This window comes from Bacillus sp. USDA818B3_A, from assembly GCF_009928415.1.
Classification (GTDB): Bacteria; Bacillota; Bacilli; order Bacillales; family Cytobacillaceae; genus Neobacillus.
The window spans coordinates 1-17,064 of record NZ_JAABNN010000020.1; the positions used below are offsets into that span (position 1 = coordinate 1).

At 37.6% G+C, this 17,064-nt stretch carries 15 protein-coding genes and 2 pseudogenes; 1 reads left to right on the forward strand and 16 read right to left on the reverse strand.

From position 1 onward, the window contains the following. Positions 1 to 159: 159 nt before the first annotated feature. From GXK58_RS21825 to GXK58_RS21845, 5 genes are all read right to left on the reverse strand, one after another. Complete coding sequence (locus GXK58_RS21825; protein WP_237389746.1) at positions 160 to 438, reverse strand: GNAT family N-acetyltransferase; 279 nt, start codon at positions 436 to 438, stop codon at positions 160 to 162. Then, positions 348 to 845, reverse strand: coding sequence for a DinB family protein (locus tag GXK58_RS21830; RefSeq protein ID WP_160725300.1), 498 nt, complete (start codon positions 843 to 845; stop codon positions 348 to 350). The genes GXK58_RS21825 and GXK58_RS21830 overlap by 91 nt, the downstream gene beginning before the upstream one ends. A gap of 288 nt (positions 846 to 1,133) precedes the next feature. After that, positions 1,134 to 1,742 carry a hypothetical protein gene (locus tag GXK58_RS21835; RefSeq protein WP_160725301.1) on the reverse strand — a complete coding sequence of 203 codons (609 nt, stop codon included), beginning with the start codon at positions 1,740 to 1,742 and terminating at the stop codon, positions 1,134 to 1,136. 11 nt (positions 1,743 to 1,753) lie between these two features. Further along, positions 1,754 to 2,191, reverse strand: a complete 438-nt coding sequence (locus tag GXK58_RS21840) for a hypothetical protein (protein WP_160725302.1) — start codon at positions 2,189 to 2,191, stop codon at positions 1,754 to 1,756. Beyond that, entirely contained in the window at positions 2,184 to 5,798 is a 3,615-nt protein-coding gene (locus GXK58_RS21845; protein ID WP_160725303.1) for an AAA family ATPase, read from the reverse strand. The genes GXK58_RS21840 and GXK58_RS21845 overlap by 8 nt, the downstream gene beginning before the upstream one ends. 290 nt (positions 5,799 to 6,088) lie before the next feature. Here GXK58_RS21845 and GXK58_RS21850 point away from each other — a divergent pair, with 290 nt between their 5' ends. After that, positions 6,089 to 7,189 carry a DUF4236 domain-containing protein gene (locus GXK58_RS21850; RefSeq protein WP_160725304.1) on the forward strand — a complete coding sequence of 367 codons (1,101 nt, stop codon included), beginning with the start codon at positions 6,089 to 6,091 and terminating at the stop codon, positions 7,187 to 7,189. A gap of 204 nt (positions 7,190 to 7,393) precedes the next feature. Here the strand turns inward: GXK58_RS21850 and glgA are convergent, their stop codons facing one another. The 11 genes and pseudogenes from glgA to GXK58_RS21895 form a co-directional block, all read right to left on the reverse strand. Then, positions 7,394 to 8,839, reverse strand: coding sequence for a glycogen synthase GlgA (glgA, locus tag GXK58_RS21855; protein ID WP_160725305.1), 1,446 nt, complete (start codon positions 8,837 to 8,839; stop codon positions 7,394 to 7,396). Beyond that, positions 8,836 to 9,861 (reverse strand): sugar phosphate nucleotidyltransferase, encoded by a 1,026-nt coding sequence (locus tag GXK58_RS21860; RefSeq protein WP_160725306.1) that lies wholly within the window; start codon positions 9,859 to 9,861, stop codon positions 8,836 to 8,838. The genes glgA and GXK58_RS21860 overlap by 4 nt, the downstream gene beginning before the upstream one ends. Positions 9,862 to 9,893: 32 nt before the next feature. Further along, a complete protein-coding gene (locus tag GXK58_RS21865; protein WP_442862494.1) occupies positions 9,894 to 10,997 on the reverse strand; it encodes a glucose-1-phosphate adenylyltransferase in 1,104 nt (367 codons plus the stop codon). A 143-nt stretch (positions 10,998 to 11,140) separates the two neighbouring features. After that, a pseudogene (locus tag GXK58_RS27380) lies at positions 11,141 to 11,367 on the reverse strand (1,4-alpha-glucan branching enzyme); the annotation flags it as partial. 180 nt (positions 11,368 to 11,547) lie between these two features. Next, complete coding sequence (locus GXK58_RS21870) at positions 11,548 to 12,366, reverse strand: SDR family oxidoreductase (RefSeq protein ID WP_160725308.1); 819 nt, start codon at positions 12,364 to 12,366, stop codon at positions 11,548 to 11,550. A gap of 83 nt (positions 12,367 to 12,449) precedes the next feature. After that, a complete protein-coding gene (locus tag GXK58_RS21875) occupies positions 12,450 to 13,556 on the reverse strand; it encodes a low temperature requirement protein A (protein ID WP_160725309.1) in 1,107 nt (368 codons plus the stop codon). 448 nt (positions 13,557 to 14,004) lie between these two features. Further along, the gene (locus GXK58_RS27775) at positions 14,005 to 14,088 is read right to left on the reverse strand and encodes a putative holin-like toxin (protein ID WP_442862495.1); all 84 of its coding nucleotides are present in this window, start codon (positions 14,086 to 14,088) and stop codon (positions 14,005 to 14,007) included. Between the two features lie 291 nt (positions 14,089 to 14,379). Continuing rightward, entirely contained in the window at positions 14,380 to 14,703 is a 324-nt protein-coding gene (locus GXK58_RS21880) for a thioredoxin family protein (protein WP_160725310.1), read from the reverse strand. A 356-nt stretch (positions 14,704 to 15,059) separates the two neighbouring features. Beyond that, positions 15,060 to 15,193 (reverse strand): annotated as a pseudogene (locus GXK58_RS21885) (maltose acetyltransferase domain-containing protein); the annotation flags it as partial. Between the two features lie 152 nt (positions 15,194 to 15,345). Continuing rightward, positions 15,346 to 15,789 carry a hypothetical protein gene (locus tag GXK58_RS21890; RefSeq protein ID WP_160725311.1) on the reverse strand — a complete coding sequence of 148 codons (444 nt, stop codon included), beginning with the start codon at positions 15,787 to 15,789 and terminating at the stop codon, positions 15,346 to 15,348. 249 nt (positions 15,790 to 16,038) lie between these two features. After that, on the reverse strand, positions 16,039 to 16,515 hold the full coding sequence (locus tag GXK58_RS21895) for a PAS domain-containing protein (protein WP_160725312.1): 477 nt from the start codon (positions 16,513 to 16,515) through the stop codon (positions 16,039 to 16,041). Between the last annotated feature and the right edge of the window lie 549 nt (positions 16,516 to 17,064).

Genomic DNA, 17,064 nt, shown 5'->3' on the forward strand with positions numbered 1-17,064 from the left:
TCGACGGGAATCCCACCCGTTATATGATACGACCTAGGCTCGGCCGCACACCTGCCCCGATAGTTAATAACAAAAAGGATCGCCGTAGCACCGCATCTTTCACATAAGCCCTAGTTACTGGAAGAAAGCTCTCACATATTCACCATACTTTTTGGAAATCTATTTTAATTTCTTTAGGAGTTTTACATATTCACCGTATTCATCTTCGCCAAAATATAATACGATTGTAAAACCTTTCTTTTTATATAGATGTCTTGCGTTTAAGTTATCTGTATCTACACCAAGCGTTATTTCCTCATATCCAAGTTGTTTGGCATAATCAATTAAAAAATCAACAATAATGCCACCTATTCCTCGATTTCGATATTCTTCTTTAACGAAAGGCCCCGTCCGATGAGGTTTGCTGAAACAGGCTTTCTTCCCAATTCTCTTGCCCATATTGATAGTTGTCCTATATGGTGAATTTCGTGAGCAATGGTATGTCTCATAATTTCACCCCAAGTATCCGTTACAATTCTTCCATCTGGCAGGGTATCGTAAAATAATTGATTTTCCATACTAGCATTCCAGTTGTTCACAAAGTTCTCCACTTCTAAATGAAATTCTGCGTCCAATTTACGAACCTTGTTCAAGCTTCTATAATTATCAAAACTCTCCTGAAAGTCAGTTTTACCCTGTAAGAGACGGATCCAGCTCCACTCGACATCAACAATATGAAAAAATGTATGTAATATATTTCCCATTCCACCCGTTCGGTTTTGCAAAAGCTCTGCTTCACTTAACTCTTCACACCAACGATACCAATCTTCTCTTACCATCCAGTTATACCTAAAAAGTGTTTGCAATAAAACCCCTCCATAACAAGAGAATAAATAACCGTAAAATATACATTGGGAATATTAAATCACCTATATATAATGACTATTTCAACAAACATAGGATAATTCCTTCTTCCACTAAACGTTATATTTAGCCATAAAAATACACCCCAAAGTTAGATTTTCACTCTAACTTTTGGGGTGCACTTCAGAAACACACTGCTTTTATAACTGTTTTTATATATGCTTTTTGCCATTAGGGTACCTCAAAAGAGAACAACTTACAAAAATAGAAGCTTCAGCTTTAGATTTATTCTATGGTCTAGGAAGGACTGTATAAGTATTCGATTGTCCAACTGAAACGACATTAAAGTAGGTTGTTTCATTATTTGGAAATTTAACCGCATAAGAGATTCCACCACCAACATCCTTCACTCCACTAATGGTCACTTTGCTAGGAACGGGTATGCTGAGGGCAGCAGCATTTTCGGTTATAATTAGTTTTTCCTTTACTGGGACTCCATCCACCAGTATCGCCACTTCATCCAAATCCTCTTTGTTAAAATCCCAAATTAACATTCTAGCTTCCCCGCCATCAGTGCCAGCGTTTGTTACTTCAAAATCTTTTGCTCTGATATTCGAATTAGTTTCATCCTTTATTAAGCTTTCACCCGCCGTTGTCGTTTTACTGATCCGGTTGGCAACCACTTCTTCTTCTGTTCCTTCGTCACTATAACTGGTAGTAAAGAAGCTCCCTAGAATGGCCATCCCTATGATAATTAACGTGGCCCACCCGGTGGATTTGCGTATCGATCGTTGATGCGGGACAATTTCTGGCTCAGTCTGTTCCTGGTCATACTCAGAAAGTGATGGGTTATACTCTGAATGATCGTTCTGATTGGGCTGCTGTTTTTCTTTCTTCATCGTTTATCCCCTTACATCTTGTGTACTTTATAACTGATCGGGTATTTACTGTACCAAAATGATAAATACACTCGTACGATAATGATGCTTAAGATGGCTAAGACAAGGGCTATCTGTTTGCCATAAACGAGTTTGTCAGCCCACAGATTCGCAAAAAAGATGGCCAATTCAATCCCTATTAAGGTAATAAAAAACATTTGTAATAAGGGCACCATAACAGGGAATCTTTTATATAGCCATCCAAGCCTTGGGTACCGATAGGATAAGTATAATAGGGCGCCGATAAAACCTAACAAACCTAAAGTTAACCCTTCTCTTGGTGAACCAAGTCGAAAAATCTCTAATAGAACCGGAAATTCCATAAGTGGTCCTAATAGGACAAAGATTAAAACAAATGGATAGCATAAGTAATAAACAATTGCTCCTAGAATGGCAAATAGTTTACCCATTTTGTTCACCAACTTCCGAAATATCTTGCGGGAGAATGGTTACTAATTGCTCTACTGAAGGATTGTTTATTTGACTGACTCGTACCGCATGATGACGGATCGCTAACTCACAAAGGTTACGCGCAAGTCTTCCGTTACCGGCATTTTCAACTTGCTTAGATTGATAAAACCTTTTTAGTAAAGCAGCTTCCGTATCTGAAGACACCTCATAACCCTTTGCTTTAAAGGTTAGCCGGCTAATCTGCAGCAGTTCATGTGGCGCATAGTCAGGAAAGTCAATAATCGTTGGAAATCGAGATCGCAGCCCCGCATTAGAATCGAGAAATCGCTCCATATCTTCATCGTACCCTGCTAAAATCACAACGATGTTTTCACGGTGATCATCCATAAATTTCACGATAGTATCGATCGCTTCCTGACCAAAATCATTGGTACCTCCTAACAGTGCATAAGCTTCATCAATAAATAAAACCCCACCAAGTGCCTTTTCAAGCACTTTCCTCGTTTTCAGTGCAGTTTGACCCACATAGCCTGCAACTAAACCAGACCGATCAGTTTCTACCAGTCGATCCTGTTTAATAACCCCTAATTCCTTAAAGCGCTTCGCTAAAATACGAGCAATCATCGTTTTACCCGTCCCTGGGTTTCCCTTAAAAACCATATGAAGGGATTGTGCACCGGCCTTCGGCAATCCCAATTCTTCCCGCTTTTTTGCGATTTCAATTTGAGCAGAAAGCGACCTGACAAATTCCTTTATTTTCACCAAGCCAATCACTTGTTCCAATTCCTTCAGAGCGGTTTCCTGTTTCTCCACAGCTGTCAGCTTGAAATCTTCTAAGGTTAATCGATTGAGCTCTTCTACCCTTAAATCCGGCTGCTCCACAATGCGAACGGATTGATTTCGGATGGCGTTCTCAACTGTATTCCTTACAAGACGGCCATTTCCGCTATCATTCTTACCTGGAATTTGCTTTTTCTCATAAAAAGACACTAAGGCAGTTTTTACTTCATCCGATACAACAAAGCCTTTTGATTTTGCCATCACATTTGTCATTTGAGCTAATTGCTCTGCTGAATAATCAGGGAACGTAATATTTAATGGGAAACGAGACGATAGTCCAGGATTTGAATCCAAAAACTTTTCCATTTCAATGGTATACCCCGCAAGGATGACTACTAGGTTTTCACGGTGGTTTTCAATCAGCCGTACCAATGTGTCAATGGCTTCCTTCCCAAATCCTCCCCCTGCCGTTCCTTCCTCTACCAGAGAATAGGCTTCATCAATAAATAAAACACCACCTAATGCACCTTCCACTACTTCTGTGGTCTTCACAGCTGTTTGTCCGGCATATTCGGCAACAAGGTGTGAACGATCCACTTCCACAAGGTGTCCACGCTTTAAAATACCCATCGATTTAAGCATGGCAGCAAACAGCCGGGCAATCGTGGTTTTACCGGTACCAGGATTGCCTGAAAAAATAATATTCAGCGTTTGTTCATTCCTAGTCTCAATTCCTGCTTCTTTCCGCCGTTTATTTGCGAGAATTTGCTTTTCTAAGGTACGAACAAAATTTTTAACATTGTCCAAACCAATAATTTCTTTAAAAGCGGCATCCAGATTAAACTCTTCCTTTACACCCATTCCAAAATCAGCATTCGTGAGAACATTTATAGCCGCCTGATTTTCTTTTTGGACACTTTCACTGATTCGAACAGACTGTTTGCGAATGGCTTCCTCAAACAAATTGCGAACCAGGCGGCCATTTCCACTATCATTTCTTCCAGGAATCTGCTTGGTGGCAAATAAATCGACCAAGCCTTCATGTGCGTCAGCGTCAATCACATAATCACGCTGTTTTGCGGTTAAGAGCATAATATCCAGCATTTCTTTTGGAGAATAATCCGGGAATTCCACAATAAAAGGAAATCGTGAACGAAGACCAGGGTTGGATTTTAGGAAAGTGTCCATTTCTTTGGTGTATCCAGCAAGAATAACGACTAAATGATCGCAATGGTCTTCCATTCCTTTAACCAAAGTATCAATGGCCTCCAGCCCGAAACTGTCATGTTTATTTCGAGCCAGTGTATAGGCCTCATCCACAAACAATACCCCACCTAGTGCACGTTGAATGACAGCCTCCGTTTTAGGAGCCGTTGAACCAACATATTCACCGACAAGATCCTGTCTTGCCACTTCAACAAGCTGACCTTGAGTTAACAACCCCATTGCTTTTAAAATTCTTGAAATCAACCGGGCAACCGATGTTTTCCCTGTTCCCGGGTTACCGGTATAAACCATATGTAAAGCCATGGGTGTTATTTTTCCACCAAGCGCTTCACGCTGTTTTTGTAATTTAACCGTTTGCAGCAGTTCATGAACAAAGGATTTCACAGAGTCCAAACCAACGAGACTATTCAGTTCGTTAAGAATATCTTCCAATGTTTCTTCTTTAATAATCGAGATGGTTTTTAGTAAAATTCTTACCTTATCAGCCTCCGCTATAAAATGTTGATTCTCCATTTTTACAAGGATCTGGCTGCTGGTGGTGAGTCTCCCTCTTGCCCGGGCATCTAATAAGACAGAAGAGAAGTGATTTTCCACAAGATCCTGAATTGCTTCACCATATTTTTTGGTGGTTAAAAGTTTTTCAGCTAATGTCGAAAAAACGTTGTGATCAAATTGAATATGTAACTGTGCCTGTGCTTGTAATGTTGCTGCTGCTTTATAAAGCTGAGTCTGTAATATGGTACGAAGAGAATCAACGGTTAATGGTGCTGTGTAAGCAAAGGATTTGATCTCTCTTAGTAACCCTGGAGGCACCTTATTCGCGATAGTTGCGGGTATTTGTTGGCCAGCTCCGCTTAGATTCATTTCAGCATCCATATACAGAATTAAAAAGTAATCGGAGGCACTCACGACAATTCCTTCCGGTGTTCGAAAATAACCATCTCGAAACAGCTTTGTCACATAATGAAGAACCTCTGCCTGTGCCTTTTCAAAACCAGTAAAACAGACGGTACCAATTCCATAGCTAAATAACGCCGAACAATCCACAATGAAGTTGGTATGGACATCTTTTTCACCATATTGACTTAAGTCAAGTGTCGAATAATTTTTATAAGGGGTCAGTTTTTTCTTGTACAATTCATTCATTAGAATAGTTAAACTTAAACTTTTCCCTGTTCCAGAAGGACCACAAAGTAAAATCGTGTTTTGGATGGTGCCTTTAGCTCTTGCTAAAAACGCCTTCTTAAAACAAACAAGCAAGTCATCAATGTATGTTTCTTGTCCTAACATATGGCTAGTTAATGTTTGCTTCATTTCATTAAATAATTGATCTAATTCTTCATTTGACCGATTTAACGTTAAATTCTTAATCCCCAATGTGGCATCCCGAGCCGCTTCTTTTATTGCCCCACTAGATTGAGGAACCGTAGCATGATATGGCGTGGGTTTGTTAGAACCGCTAGGAATACCACTGACTCCTGCCATTGCCTGCCTTCCCAAAACAGTGCTCTGTTTCCTTCCTTTGAAGCCTTCTTTTTGAATGAAGTCAATCAGTTGGATTTCAGGTAATACGGTACGCAGCCATTTTTGAAAGCCCATGTGCTCATTCACCCTAACTATGTATAATTCCAATCATTATTCAAGCTGAAAATAAAAAGGACAATTGGCCATTTTTTCACTCTTTGCAAATATGTTTCATCGTCAGGTGGCATTATATGATTATTTATATTAGATTCCTTCCATTTTTATAATCCTCCTTATATTTTGTTACAAATTTATCACTTCAAACCCCTTCATGTTTTTCTTCTGTGAGGTTGAAAGCAATTGTTTTTTAATATTTTCTTCATGAAAGATTATTTTGTTATAATTTTAAAAAAGGAGGGTCAGGAATGGGATTTGGGTTTAGAAAGAGTTTCAAGATTGCTCCTGGAGTACGTTTAAATGTGGGTTCCAAAAGTGTTGGTTTGAGTGCTGGAGTGAAAGGATTACGCTATAGTGTGAATTCTAGAACTGGCAGCCGGATGACGGCAAGCATTCCTGGAACAGGAATTTACTATACCACTTCAGGTGGAAGGAAGCGCAACACCCCAGCTTATAACCGGCAAAGAGAAATACAAGCAAGACAAAAAGAAATGGATCGATTAGATGCACTAGAACAGGCTGCTTTAGAGGTTGATCTCTATGAAAATAAATTGGAAAGAATTCATTCCATCCATAAGGAAGCCGATGAACCAATCAATTGGATCAAGGTTAGAAGCGCGAATCCTCCCTATCATAGAAATGAGGGGCAAATCGGCTTCCACGAGCAGACAGCATTAGAAAAGCTTCAAAATTATAAACCCAATTTGATCTCGAAATTATTCAAACAATCGGATAAGGAATTGGAAAACCTCAAAAATGAAGTAATTGAAGCACGACAAAGAGATGAAATCGACTACCGCTCCTGGGAAAGGGACGTTAGAATAGCCACAAAGGTCATCGAAGGGGATATTGATACCTACTTCGAAGTCATCCAAGAATTTAATCCATTAGATGACTTACTTGAATTTGGAAGCAGCTTCGAGTTCTTTGCTGAAGATTCAAAGACGATGGAAATCGAATTTGATGTACATAGTGATACAGTGGTTCCTAAGGAACAGTTATCATTGACAAAAACCGGCAAAGTATCCACCAAACAGATGCCTAAAGGCAAATACTTCGATATCCAACAGGACTATGTCTGCAGCTGTTTATTAAGAATTGCCCGGGATATGTTTGCGCTTCTGCCGTTGGACACTGTATATATCCATGCAACGGAGACCATGATGGATACCTCAACCGGCTATAATAGGAAGATTACAATCCTTTCTGTAAAAATAGAAAAAAGGACGTTAAACAAATTGAATTTCGACAAAATCGACTGTTCGGACGCCATGCAAAATTTCATTCATCACATGAATTTTAAGAAGACAGCAGGTTTTAGTGAGGTCGATCGATTAACAATTGATTAATAATGAATTTTAAAAAAAGACCTGACATGCATCAACATGTCCGGTCGAGCAATAGACGGTCCCACTAAGGGGATCGGCTAAAGTAGTGTGATCATCCACCCGAGCCATTAACTCAAGGGTGGATTATTTATGTTTTATAAAAAGGACGGCTTTTAAAAAAGGATGTAACAAACTTATTGCTAGAAAGATCCGTACTTATCATGCTTACTCAATTCCCGAGTTTAGCAGCAGTTCCCTATAGATATCGTTGTATTTCTTCGCGGATTGCAGCCAACTATAATCCTGACTCATCGCATTTTTTACTAAGCCACTCCAAATTTCATTTTCCTGATAATAATTAACAGCCCTTCTAACGGTGTGCAGCATGTCATGAGCATTGAAATTTTTAAAAGTGAAACCATTCCCGTCACCTGTAAACTCATGGTAGGGTAGAACCGTATCGTTCAACCCGCCTGTTTCTCTGACAATGGGGATGGTACCGTATTGTAAAGCAATCAACTGCCCTAATCCACATGGCTCAAACTGAGATGGCATTAAAAACAGATCAGCCCCTGCATAGATTTGATGCGCTAATGCTTCATTAAAACCGAGATATAGCCCTACCTTATCGGGATACTCTTGCTTCATTTGGTTAAAAAAGTTTTCATAATGGGTTTCACCTGAACCAAGGACGATGAATTGAAGATCCTCCTTCATCATTTCCCTAAATACATGGAGTACTAAATCTAACCCTTTTTGATTGGTTAAGCGTGTGACCATCGCAATAATGGGGGTGTTATATTTTTCTGGTAATCCGAAATAGTGCTGTAATTCTTGCTTGTTTTTTGCTTTACCCTCTAACGAATCAATATCATAGGAAACAGCAATATCTCGGTCTATCCTAGGATTGTAAACCGTATCGTCTATCCCGTTGACTATACCGATCAACTTATTTCTGTGCTTTCGCAAGAGGCCGTCAAGTCCTTCGCCATAATAGGGATATTGGATTTCATCTTTATAGGTTGGGCTGACCGTCGTCACCATATCTGATGCAACAATGCCTCCCTTCATAAAATTGACATACCCATCAAACTCCAACTGCTCGTTGTTAAAATATTGATGACTTAAGCCTAACAGATCACTCATAACCGAATAAGGGAAAATTCCCTGGAATTGTAGATTGTGAATCGTAAATACGGTTTTCATATCCCAATAGAGCGGATTGAGACGATAGTGTGCGTCTAATAAAAAATTAACCATCCCTGTGTGCCAGTCATGGGAATGAATCACATCAGGAACAAAATCTAAATGAGGAATACTTTCAAGAACCGCCTTACAGAAAAAAGAGAATCGCTCCCCATCATCGTAATGACCATATAGAGAATCTCGGTAAAAATAATATTGGTTATCAATAAAGTAATAGGTAATCCCGTCTTGCTCTAGTGTAAAAATGCCGCAGTGTTGATTCCGCCATCCAACCTGCACACGAATCTCTTTTTGAAACTGAAATGATTTTTTTAACTTTTCAGGAATTAAGGAGTAATTGGGTAAGATAACTCGTACTTCTGTCCCAAGATCTTTTAACGCTTTAGGAAGTGCCCCCGCTATATCAGCAAGGCCACCTGTTTTCACAAACGGAACACACTCTGATACAGCAAATAAAACCTTCATGAATGAGCAACGCCCCTTTGCACGGTACCTTTTTTGACTACAAGAGGCGCCTCGGTTGTTCCTGTCATTTGGATCCCATTTCCGACAATGGCATCCTTATCTAAAATGACTCCTTCCAGTACACAATTTTCTTCAATTTGACACTTCTGCATGATGATCGAGTTACGAATAATCGCACCTTTACCGATTTTTACGGCACGGAAAATAATGCTATTCTCTACTTCTCCTTCAATCATGCACCCATTCGCTATGATGGAGTTCCTAACTTTTGAACCCTTTTTATACTTTGTTGGGGGCTCATCTTTTACCTTTGTAAGAATGGGCTCGTCATTAGTAAAAATCTGTTTCCATACGGTTGGCTGTAGAAGATCTAAGCTAGATTGATAATAACTGTTAAGGGAATCAATGTTGGAAATATAACCAGTCCAATCATACCTATTTATTTGCAATGTATGGCGTTTATCATGCACGACATCAAAAATACTGTAATATCTCTGATCCTTGTATTGTTCAAACAAAGAGAGCAATAATTTTTTGCTCAAAATATAGGTCTGTAATGATTCGCCATTATGAACGACCTCTGTAATATCCGCTCCTGTTTCCAAATGGCGATCTAAAATCTTACAAAAGTCAATGGTTCCGACGGTATAGCAATTGGCAACAACTACATACTGTTGCTTACTACGTTTGAAATACGTCATATTATTTGCAAAATGAGCAAAGGATCCAAATCTCTCGATCTCCGAATTGCCTTCAGGTGAAAACACAAACAGCCCATCACGCTTTCTGCCCAAGTCCCATTGCTTACCTGATTCCAAGTGATCCATCAGGGACCGAACCTCTTGTCCGGTGAAAATAGCTACATTCGTAATTCCTGAATTCACCATATTGGATAACATAAAATCAATCAATCGATAGCGTCCTGCAAACGGAAGAGAGGCTAAAGTACGGTGAGCAGTTAAAGTTTGAAATGTGTCAAACTCAGTGGTTGCATTGATAATTCCAAGCATTGAACAAGACAAAAGTATCACCCTTTCTTCTCTTTTTAGTTTTCTTACGATTCTTCACCTGCATACAGGATGACACCATCCTCATTTGATGGACGAATGACCGCATGATCTTCAACTTCAATCCCTGGGGCGATAATCGCTCTCTCTATTACGGCATTTTTTCCAATTCGGGCATCAGGCATAATAACAGAATCGCGAATCTGACACCCTTCTTCTGCGGATACTCCCTGGAATAATACAGAATGATGAATTATCCCTTCCACCGTACATCCTTCATTAATCAATGACTCTTCTATTTGTGCGGCCGGGGCAATATATTGGGGCGGCCGGTTTGGATTAGCAGAGTATATTCTCCATTCTCGATCATAAAGATCGAGTTCTGTTTCCTCTTTTAATAAATCCATATTGGCTTCCCATAAGCTGCTAACTGTTCCGACGTCTTTCCAGTAGCCCTTGAATGGGTAGGCGACAACCTTTTTATTTTCTTCCAGCAAGAGTGGAATAATATCCTTGCCAAAATCATTGGTTGATTGTGGATTTTTATCATCCATTTCTAGAAAGACTTTTAAAACCGGCCATTTAAAGATATAGATACCCATGGAAGCTAAATTACTTTTAGGAGATTTCGGTTTTTCATCGAACTCAATGATTTCTAACTCCTCATTTGTATTCATAATTCCAAACCGGCTTGCTTCTTCCCAAGGCACTTCAATGACAGAAATAGAAACATCTGCATCCTTTTCAATATGGTAATCAAGCATTTTAGTATAATCCATTTTATAAATGTGGTCACCGGACAGAATGATTACGTATTCTGGATTGTATTGTGTTAAATAATTTAAATTCTGATAAATCGCGTTTGCCGTACCTCTATACCACCTAAGACCGGAAGTTTCCGAATAAGGAGGCAATACGGTTACACCACCATGCATTCGATCTAAATCCCACGCGCTGCCGATCCCGATATAGGAGTGCAAGACGAGGGGCAAGTACTGAGTTAATACTCCTACTGTATCAATACCAGAGTTTGTACAGTTACTTAAAGGAAAATCAATAATTCGATATTTGCCCCCATAGGCAACAGCCGGTTTCGCTTTATCTTTCGTCAGTAAACTTAGCCGGCTGCCTTGTCCACCTGCCAGTAACATGGCCACGCACTTTTTTTTCTGTTTCAATGCTTTTACTCCCCTTTCTATTAACAGGTTGGAAGATGAAGATTTCATTTCGCGGGATGGTGAGTTCCAGATGCTAGGGCTGGTTGTAGAAGGATTTGGATGCGGTTCCAATTATCATGATCCAACTCCCCCAATGCCTTAGAACGTGGATAATTGCTTCATCCATTCTTTAAAGTAATTATTCATTAAGCGATACATCTCATAATTGTGTAATACCCAATATAAATCTTCTAAATCCTTCCAACATCAAACTGCCCAAACTCTACGCCCATAAACAATAGCTTTTTTTCCAGGATTGTCATTAGATACCCTAACAGGAACGAAGTTGAGCAAATCTTTCCCATTAATCTTTCATTTTATTTAATTTTAAAAAATAATAGTAGTTTCCCCATTGACTTATCACACCCAATGAGAATATAAAAAAGCTTCAAACTCTATTGCCATTGGAGTTTGAAGCCTGCCTATTGAGATTTCATATATGGTAATAAACGATGTGAACATAATTTCTCTAAATCTATTAAACTTATGACAACATCATCTGGCTTATCTGGTTTAAATACGCTTCGTCTCCTGCCTTTTCTTTCAAATTGATTAAAGCTTTTGCATCTTCACCGACAATATATCTAAGCTGGGATGAATCATCAGAAGCTGCATGAAAAACAATTTCTGCCACTTTTTCAGTAGAGATCATCTTTGAATTGCCCTCTCCTTTTAGAGATGTTAAATTTAGACGATCAATGTATTCTTTATAATCGGTTAAAGAAGCATCGAAGTAATTGTCTGATGGTCTTCTGCCAAAATCAGAATCGACCGCACCCGGTTCAATCAATTTCACCTTAATGTTTTGTGATTTTAACTCGTAATAAATAGCTTCGGAAAAGCCTTCTACAGCAAATTTGGACGCATGGTAGAGCGACATACTTGGGAAAGTCACCTTTCCTCCCATAGAAGACATATTCATAATGGTACCGCCCTTATTTTTTCTAAAATGAGGCAGGATGGCTTTTGTCACGTTCATTACACCAAATAGATTTACTTCAAATAATGATCGAATCCTCTCTTCCGATGCTGCTTCAAAGATTCCCCTGGATCCATTTCCGGCATTATTGAGAAGTACATCAATCTTTCCAAAATGTCTAATTCCTTGATCGATCGACTCGTAGATTGTATCTTTATTCTCAACATCAAGCCTTGTAACAAAAACATTATTCTGTTCCGTTAATTCCTTTTCTATCTCGGGTGATCGCATGGTTGCAACAACATTCCAATTTCTTTCCGCAAAATATTTAGCCGTCGCTTTCCCAATTCCAGAAGAAGAACCGGTAATCATTATGGTTTTCATAAAAACAGCCCCCCTAGTCAAAGTAATAAAATGAAAATTAACCCCTATTAAACATTTTATATTCTCAGATTAATATTATTTGTCTAAGGTTGCTTTTTATTTGAAATTGTTAGTTTAGTATAGATTATAAAAAACAGTGTTAATTCAGCTATTATCAAAATATTGGGTACTACAATAATCAAATTAATAATAAAAAAGACGGCTAATATTCCTAAAAATAACCCTAAATGATAAATTTTCAAGCGGTGATGCACATATCTATATTGATGGAAAACAAAGGTCGTTGACAGGAAATAGAGCAATACAGCTCCAAATACAAAAAATAAGATAAATGAGTAATGGACCTCATGTAAAAACAATAGTCTGATAGATGCTGCAATCATGCTCAAAGACATTAGAATAAAAAGATGACCATAAATAATGATTTGGCCGGATGTTTGTAGAGACTTGTCGAGTTTCTTCTCCATGTTATCGAAATATTGCCACCACATCGATATAATCAAGATAAATGAAATGACCGCAAAGCCTATTGAATTCCAATTTTCTTGTGTAGGCTGGATGACCGCAAGTGTACTAATAAGAGCTTCCCCAAAGAGAATAATGGTAAATAAACCAAATCGCTCTAATAAGTGAGCCGTATTTGTGGGAACCTTTTGTAAGCATTTTCGTCCAAGCACCGGGACAATGATATCAATAAGGATTCCAGTATACAACACAGCATATCGAATCCAAGAATCAAAAAAGACGGACACTAATGAAATGACGATTCCAATCCAAAAATACCTTCCCAGAAATAGGGCTGCTTGTTTTCGAACTCCTGTTTCTACACGCTGGATAATAAGATACTGGATAGCAGTCACAGCTCTTAACCCGATATACCCAATTAAAAAAGAAAAATAATAAGGATCAAAATCAACTGATAAACTTGATGTCATAATTAGTACAAAAAACATTTGCAGAATTAAAAAGATACGTTGCTGAAATAAATCATTTCCAAACCGGTTAATAAATATGGTTTGACCAACCCAAGCCCACCATATAGGAATAAAAATTAATACAAACTTTAATAAATACTCTGCATGGATATGACCATCTTCAACATGAAGTAAAACATGAGTCGCAGCCGCAACCGCCGCCACAAATAACAAATCATAAAAGAGTTCTAACCACGACACTTTCTTTTCTTCCATTTCAGCACTCCCTCCAATTCTTTTAGTTACTAGTATGGTTGAAAAATATGGTAATTGGAAGAGAAAATAAAATTGACAATTTCATAAGAGAACCTTATTCAAAGTAATCTTTTCTATACTCCTCCACCTCCTCATCACTAAGGAATCTGTTCGATTCACCTATTGTCCCGCCTTGAATCTCCCAATTTTATTTTGGTCAGAAATAGCATCATTAAAATTACCCGCATGTCTTTAAGAATGAAAACAAGAATTCGCAAAAGTTTCCTCTTAAAAATTTATTGAAAAATTTTACGATAGAATCCGAATCAGTTATAATATGACTATTAATGAATAAATTAAAAAAGACCAGACATGCAGCCACATGTCCGGTCTAGCAATAGACGGTTCCCTCTAAGGGCAATCGGCTAGGGAGAAATAATCCACCAGAGCCTTCTAACTCAAGGGTGGATTATTTTATTGATTTAAATGACAGTACGGTTACGATTAAACTTGCAAAACCAATCGCAAACATTAATGATTCATAAACTGTCATGCGGTATCACCCCCTTTCAAATGGGAGTGCGCCGACCACCCTTGTGAAATCCTATTCTATTGTAATTTATAGTTTATCATATTTAACAAAGAAACAGAACACATGTTTCTACTCCTTGATCTATTCAATTACCATTTAAAAATCTCATCAACAGCTTGGTGATATCCCCCTGATTTTTGAAAGAATTCCTTCACTTTTTCGGTCAGGCTTCGAAAATCCTTAATGGTGTCAGAAGGAATTGTAGCAGAAATACAAAAAACAAACGACCAGAGATTTCTGGTCGTTTCGATGTTATTTTTGATTTTGTTCGTCCAAAAACTCTCTAACTTGTTCTGGAGATTTGGCATTCGCACTGTGTAAATGAGCAAGTTTTTCTCCGTTTTGGAAGATAAGCAAACTCGGGATGCCCATGACAGAATATTTTTCAGCTAACTCAGGAAATTTATCACGATTGATTTCGTACCAATCATATTGAGGATAATCCTTAATCACCTCATCAATGAACATGTTCATCCGCGTACAATCCGGGCACCAGCCAGCAAAAAACTTAACGATAACTGGTTGAGCTTCCGAAATCACTTTATCAAATTTTTCAACGTTAGTAATCGTCTCCATTTAAATCCCTCCAATCCAATTCATGTTTTTACTATAACAATAGTGTAAAGTCGTTAGACATTTATTTCAATATATTTGATTGATTAAAATAACGAGTTACCATGCTTCTTCCGTTTGGATTTTCTTCCATTCCTAGCATCAAGTAATCAATTAGGTCCAAAAAGTTTTGAATTTTATCCTCGACAACAGGTTGACTCCAGTAGTACCCTTGTCCCTCATGGCAATTTTCTGTAAAAGGTAGGATAATTGTTTCCTGTTTTCTATTCCTACGGCTAAAACATTTAATTTCAAACGATTACCTAAATAGATGATTGCATTTACAATAATCTCATGTCTTAATCTAAATCATTAATAAATGACTTATCATCCGTTTCAAGGGTCTCATTATACAATCTCGTTAACCTTCTAGAATTTAGTCTTTCTTTTACTAATTCTGGTCGGCTGCATTATATAGTTCACCAATTACCATTTTTACTTTTTCTGTTTTCATTTTTTAAACTCCTAAATTTGTTTTATATAGCCTATCAATATCTTAAATAAGTTGTTTGAGATTGTAAAAATGATTACCAATGTCTAATTATTCATGAATAGAAAAATGCGATCTATTTATCCTTTGATCTATACGATCATTTATTATGTAAACTAAAATGGTAGTTCGTCGTCTAACATAAAAGGATTATAATTTTTTGATTTGGTTATATTTTGCTTATCCTCATCCTCTTCCATTTCCTCTTTCGTAAGACCAAAGGGAAAGCCGTTTTCAGTATACCCTGCAACATAATAGAACATATTATCCCATTCATCATTAAACAACTCTTTTTCTTGCTTCCTTTTTTCCTTCTGCTTTTGCCTGGCCTCAATTGTTTTCTTTACCTGATCCTTGTATGATTGTCTTATTTTAAAGCCCAGCATTTCAAGCTCGGCAATCGCACAAATCAGATCTACACCATACCACTTACTGTAACCTTTGGCTAGATTCTTTCCATCATATTGCTCAATCCACTTTTTCGCGTTTTGAAGCCGTTCTTTTTGATTATATCGTTTTCTTCTCGGCGTGTTATTTGCGTTATGCTTCTGTTTTGCCATTTGCTTCCTCACCGTATTTCTAATTGTATTATGTAAAGTCATGAAATAAATTGATTTCCATTGAAATCATTCTGCCAAGTAGCCTATTTCTCTTTTATCCTTTTCTTCCAATAGGTAGATAATTCCTCTTATAGTTGTTTAAGCATAAGTAACCTCCAAAATTGATAAGTCTATTATAAAGAAAAACACATTGAATTGTGGAATTCAATGTGTTTTCAGCAGCTTCTCAAATGAGAAGGGTACTATTTTTTATTTAGGCTTTACAGCAATAAATTCATCAATCGTTTCAGGGGTATTTATTCCTTCTTTTCCTTTGAAATGGTCGATATTAACGGTCACATCCATACAGCCAAGGTATTTTCCATTTTCATCACGTACTGCCATAAACTTTTGATAGATTTGACCAGATTCACCAGAGCGTTTTGGGAACCAAAATTCCCATTCGTCGCGTGTTCCTGAACGGAAATCATTCAACAATTTCTCAACGTGGTGGGCCACTTTTGGGTGAAGCTCAAGCACAGGGCGGCCAATCGCTTCTTTACGGCGACCATGTACGCGGTTTGGATTATTTGAATACCAGCGGAAAATATCGTTAGCATCACAAAAGCCCATTTCAAATGGCAAAAGTTTAATAATTGAATCCAAAGTGCTTGCTTTAATCGGACCAGTTTCAAAATTAATGACAGCTTCAGGACTTATTAAATCTAACAATTTTTCTTCAGACATTTTTAAATCTCCTTTATGAGAAAAATATAATTCCATAATAGTAAGCAAAATTATCATTTAGGTTTACAAGTTTAGTAATTCTTCTAAATCGGGTAACCTAGTTCATATACGGTCTCTCCAATCCTGTTTTTAGTTGGCGATTATCTATCATTTGATCCATTAAGAAAAGCTTGTGCTTTTAAATTATTGGACAAAGTTGTAGATTTTCTCGTATTCATTTTAAAAAAACAAACTCTTATAAGCTGATTATCGTTCTCATTTATATTTACCTTCTTATCATAACGGAAATGCATTTCTATTTCCTTGATTTAAATCACTTATACAAAAGCAGTTAATATTTTTCTGATTTATAATAGCCATTTCCCACTCTCTTATTTTGTTTGTCTTAAGTAATGATTCAAAAAGGATAATATTCAAACTGCCAAAACATGCATCAGTTAATTTCCAAAAACAACATAACATCAAATCTAGACGAGAAAATTTAATAAAGGTAGGTTCTTTTTAACTCAGTTTAAGTTCAAAAGATATATGATGTGTTTTTCTATGATC

What these genes read in the sequence shown, in the direction of transcription:
- GXK58_RS21890 (WP_160725311.1), bottom strand. Translation starts at nt 15,789, where the DNA reads ATGGCAAAACAGAAGCATAACGCAAATAACACGCCGAGAAGAAAACGA.
- GXK58_RS21825 (WP_237389746.1), bottom strand. Translation starts at nt 438, where the DNA reads ATGGGCAAGAGAATTGGGAAGAAAGCCTGTTTCAGCAAACCTCATCGG.
- GXK58_RS21835 (WP_160725301.1), bottom strand. Translation starts at nt 1,742, where the DNA reads ATGAAGAAAGAAAAACAGCAGCCCAATCAGAACGATCATTCAGAGTAT.
- GXK58_RS21870 (WP_160725308.1), bottom strand. Translation starts at nt 12,366, where the DNA reads ATGAAAACCATAATGATTACCGGTTCTTCTTCTGGAATTGGGAAAGCG.
- GXK58_RS21875 (WP_160725309.1), bottom strand. Translation starts at nt 13,556, where the DNA reads ATGGAAGAAAAGAAAGTGTCGTGGTTAGAACTCTTTTATGATTTGTTA.
- GXK58_RS21895 (WP_160725312.1), bottom strand. Translation starts at nt 16,515, where the DNA reads ATGTCTGAAGAAAAATTGTTAGATTTAATAAGTCCTGAAGCTGTCATT.
- GXK58_RS21850 (WP_160725304.1), top strand. Translation starts at nt 6,089, where the DNA reads ATGGGATTTGGGTTTAGAAAGAGTTTCAAGATTGCTCCTGGAGTACGT.
- GXK58_RS21880 (WP_160725310.1), bottom strand. Translation starts at nt 14,703, where the DNA reads ATGGAGACGATTACTAACGTTGAAAAATTTGATAAAGTGATTTCGGAA.
- GXK58_RS21845 (WP_160725303.1), bottom strand. Translation starts at nt 5,798, where the DNA reads ATGGGCTTTCAAAAATGGCTGCGTACCGTATTACCTGAAATCCAACTG.
- GXK58_RS21840 (WP_160725302.1), bottom strand. Translation starts at nt 2,191, where the DNA reads ATGGGTAAACTATTTGCCATTCTAGGAGCAATTGTTTATTACTTATGC.
- GXK58_RS27775 (WP_442862495.1), bottom strand. Translation starts at nt 14,088, where the DNA reads ATGACAGTTTATGAATCATTAATGTTTGCGATTGGTTTTGCAAGTTTA.
- GXK58_RS21865 (WP_442862494.1), bottom strand. Translation starts at nt 10,997, where the DNA reads ATGTTACTGGCAGGTGGACAAGGCAGCCGGCTAAGTTTACTGACGAAA.
- glgA (WP_160725305.1), bottom strand. Translation starts at nt 8,839, where the DNA reads ATGAAGGTTTTATTTGCTGTATCAGAGTGTGTTCCGTTTGTGAAAACA.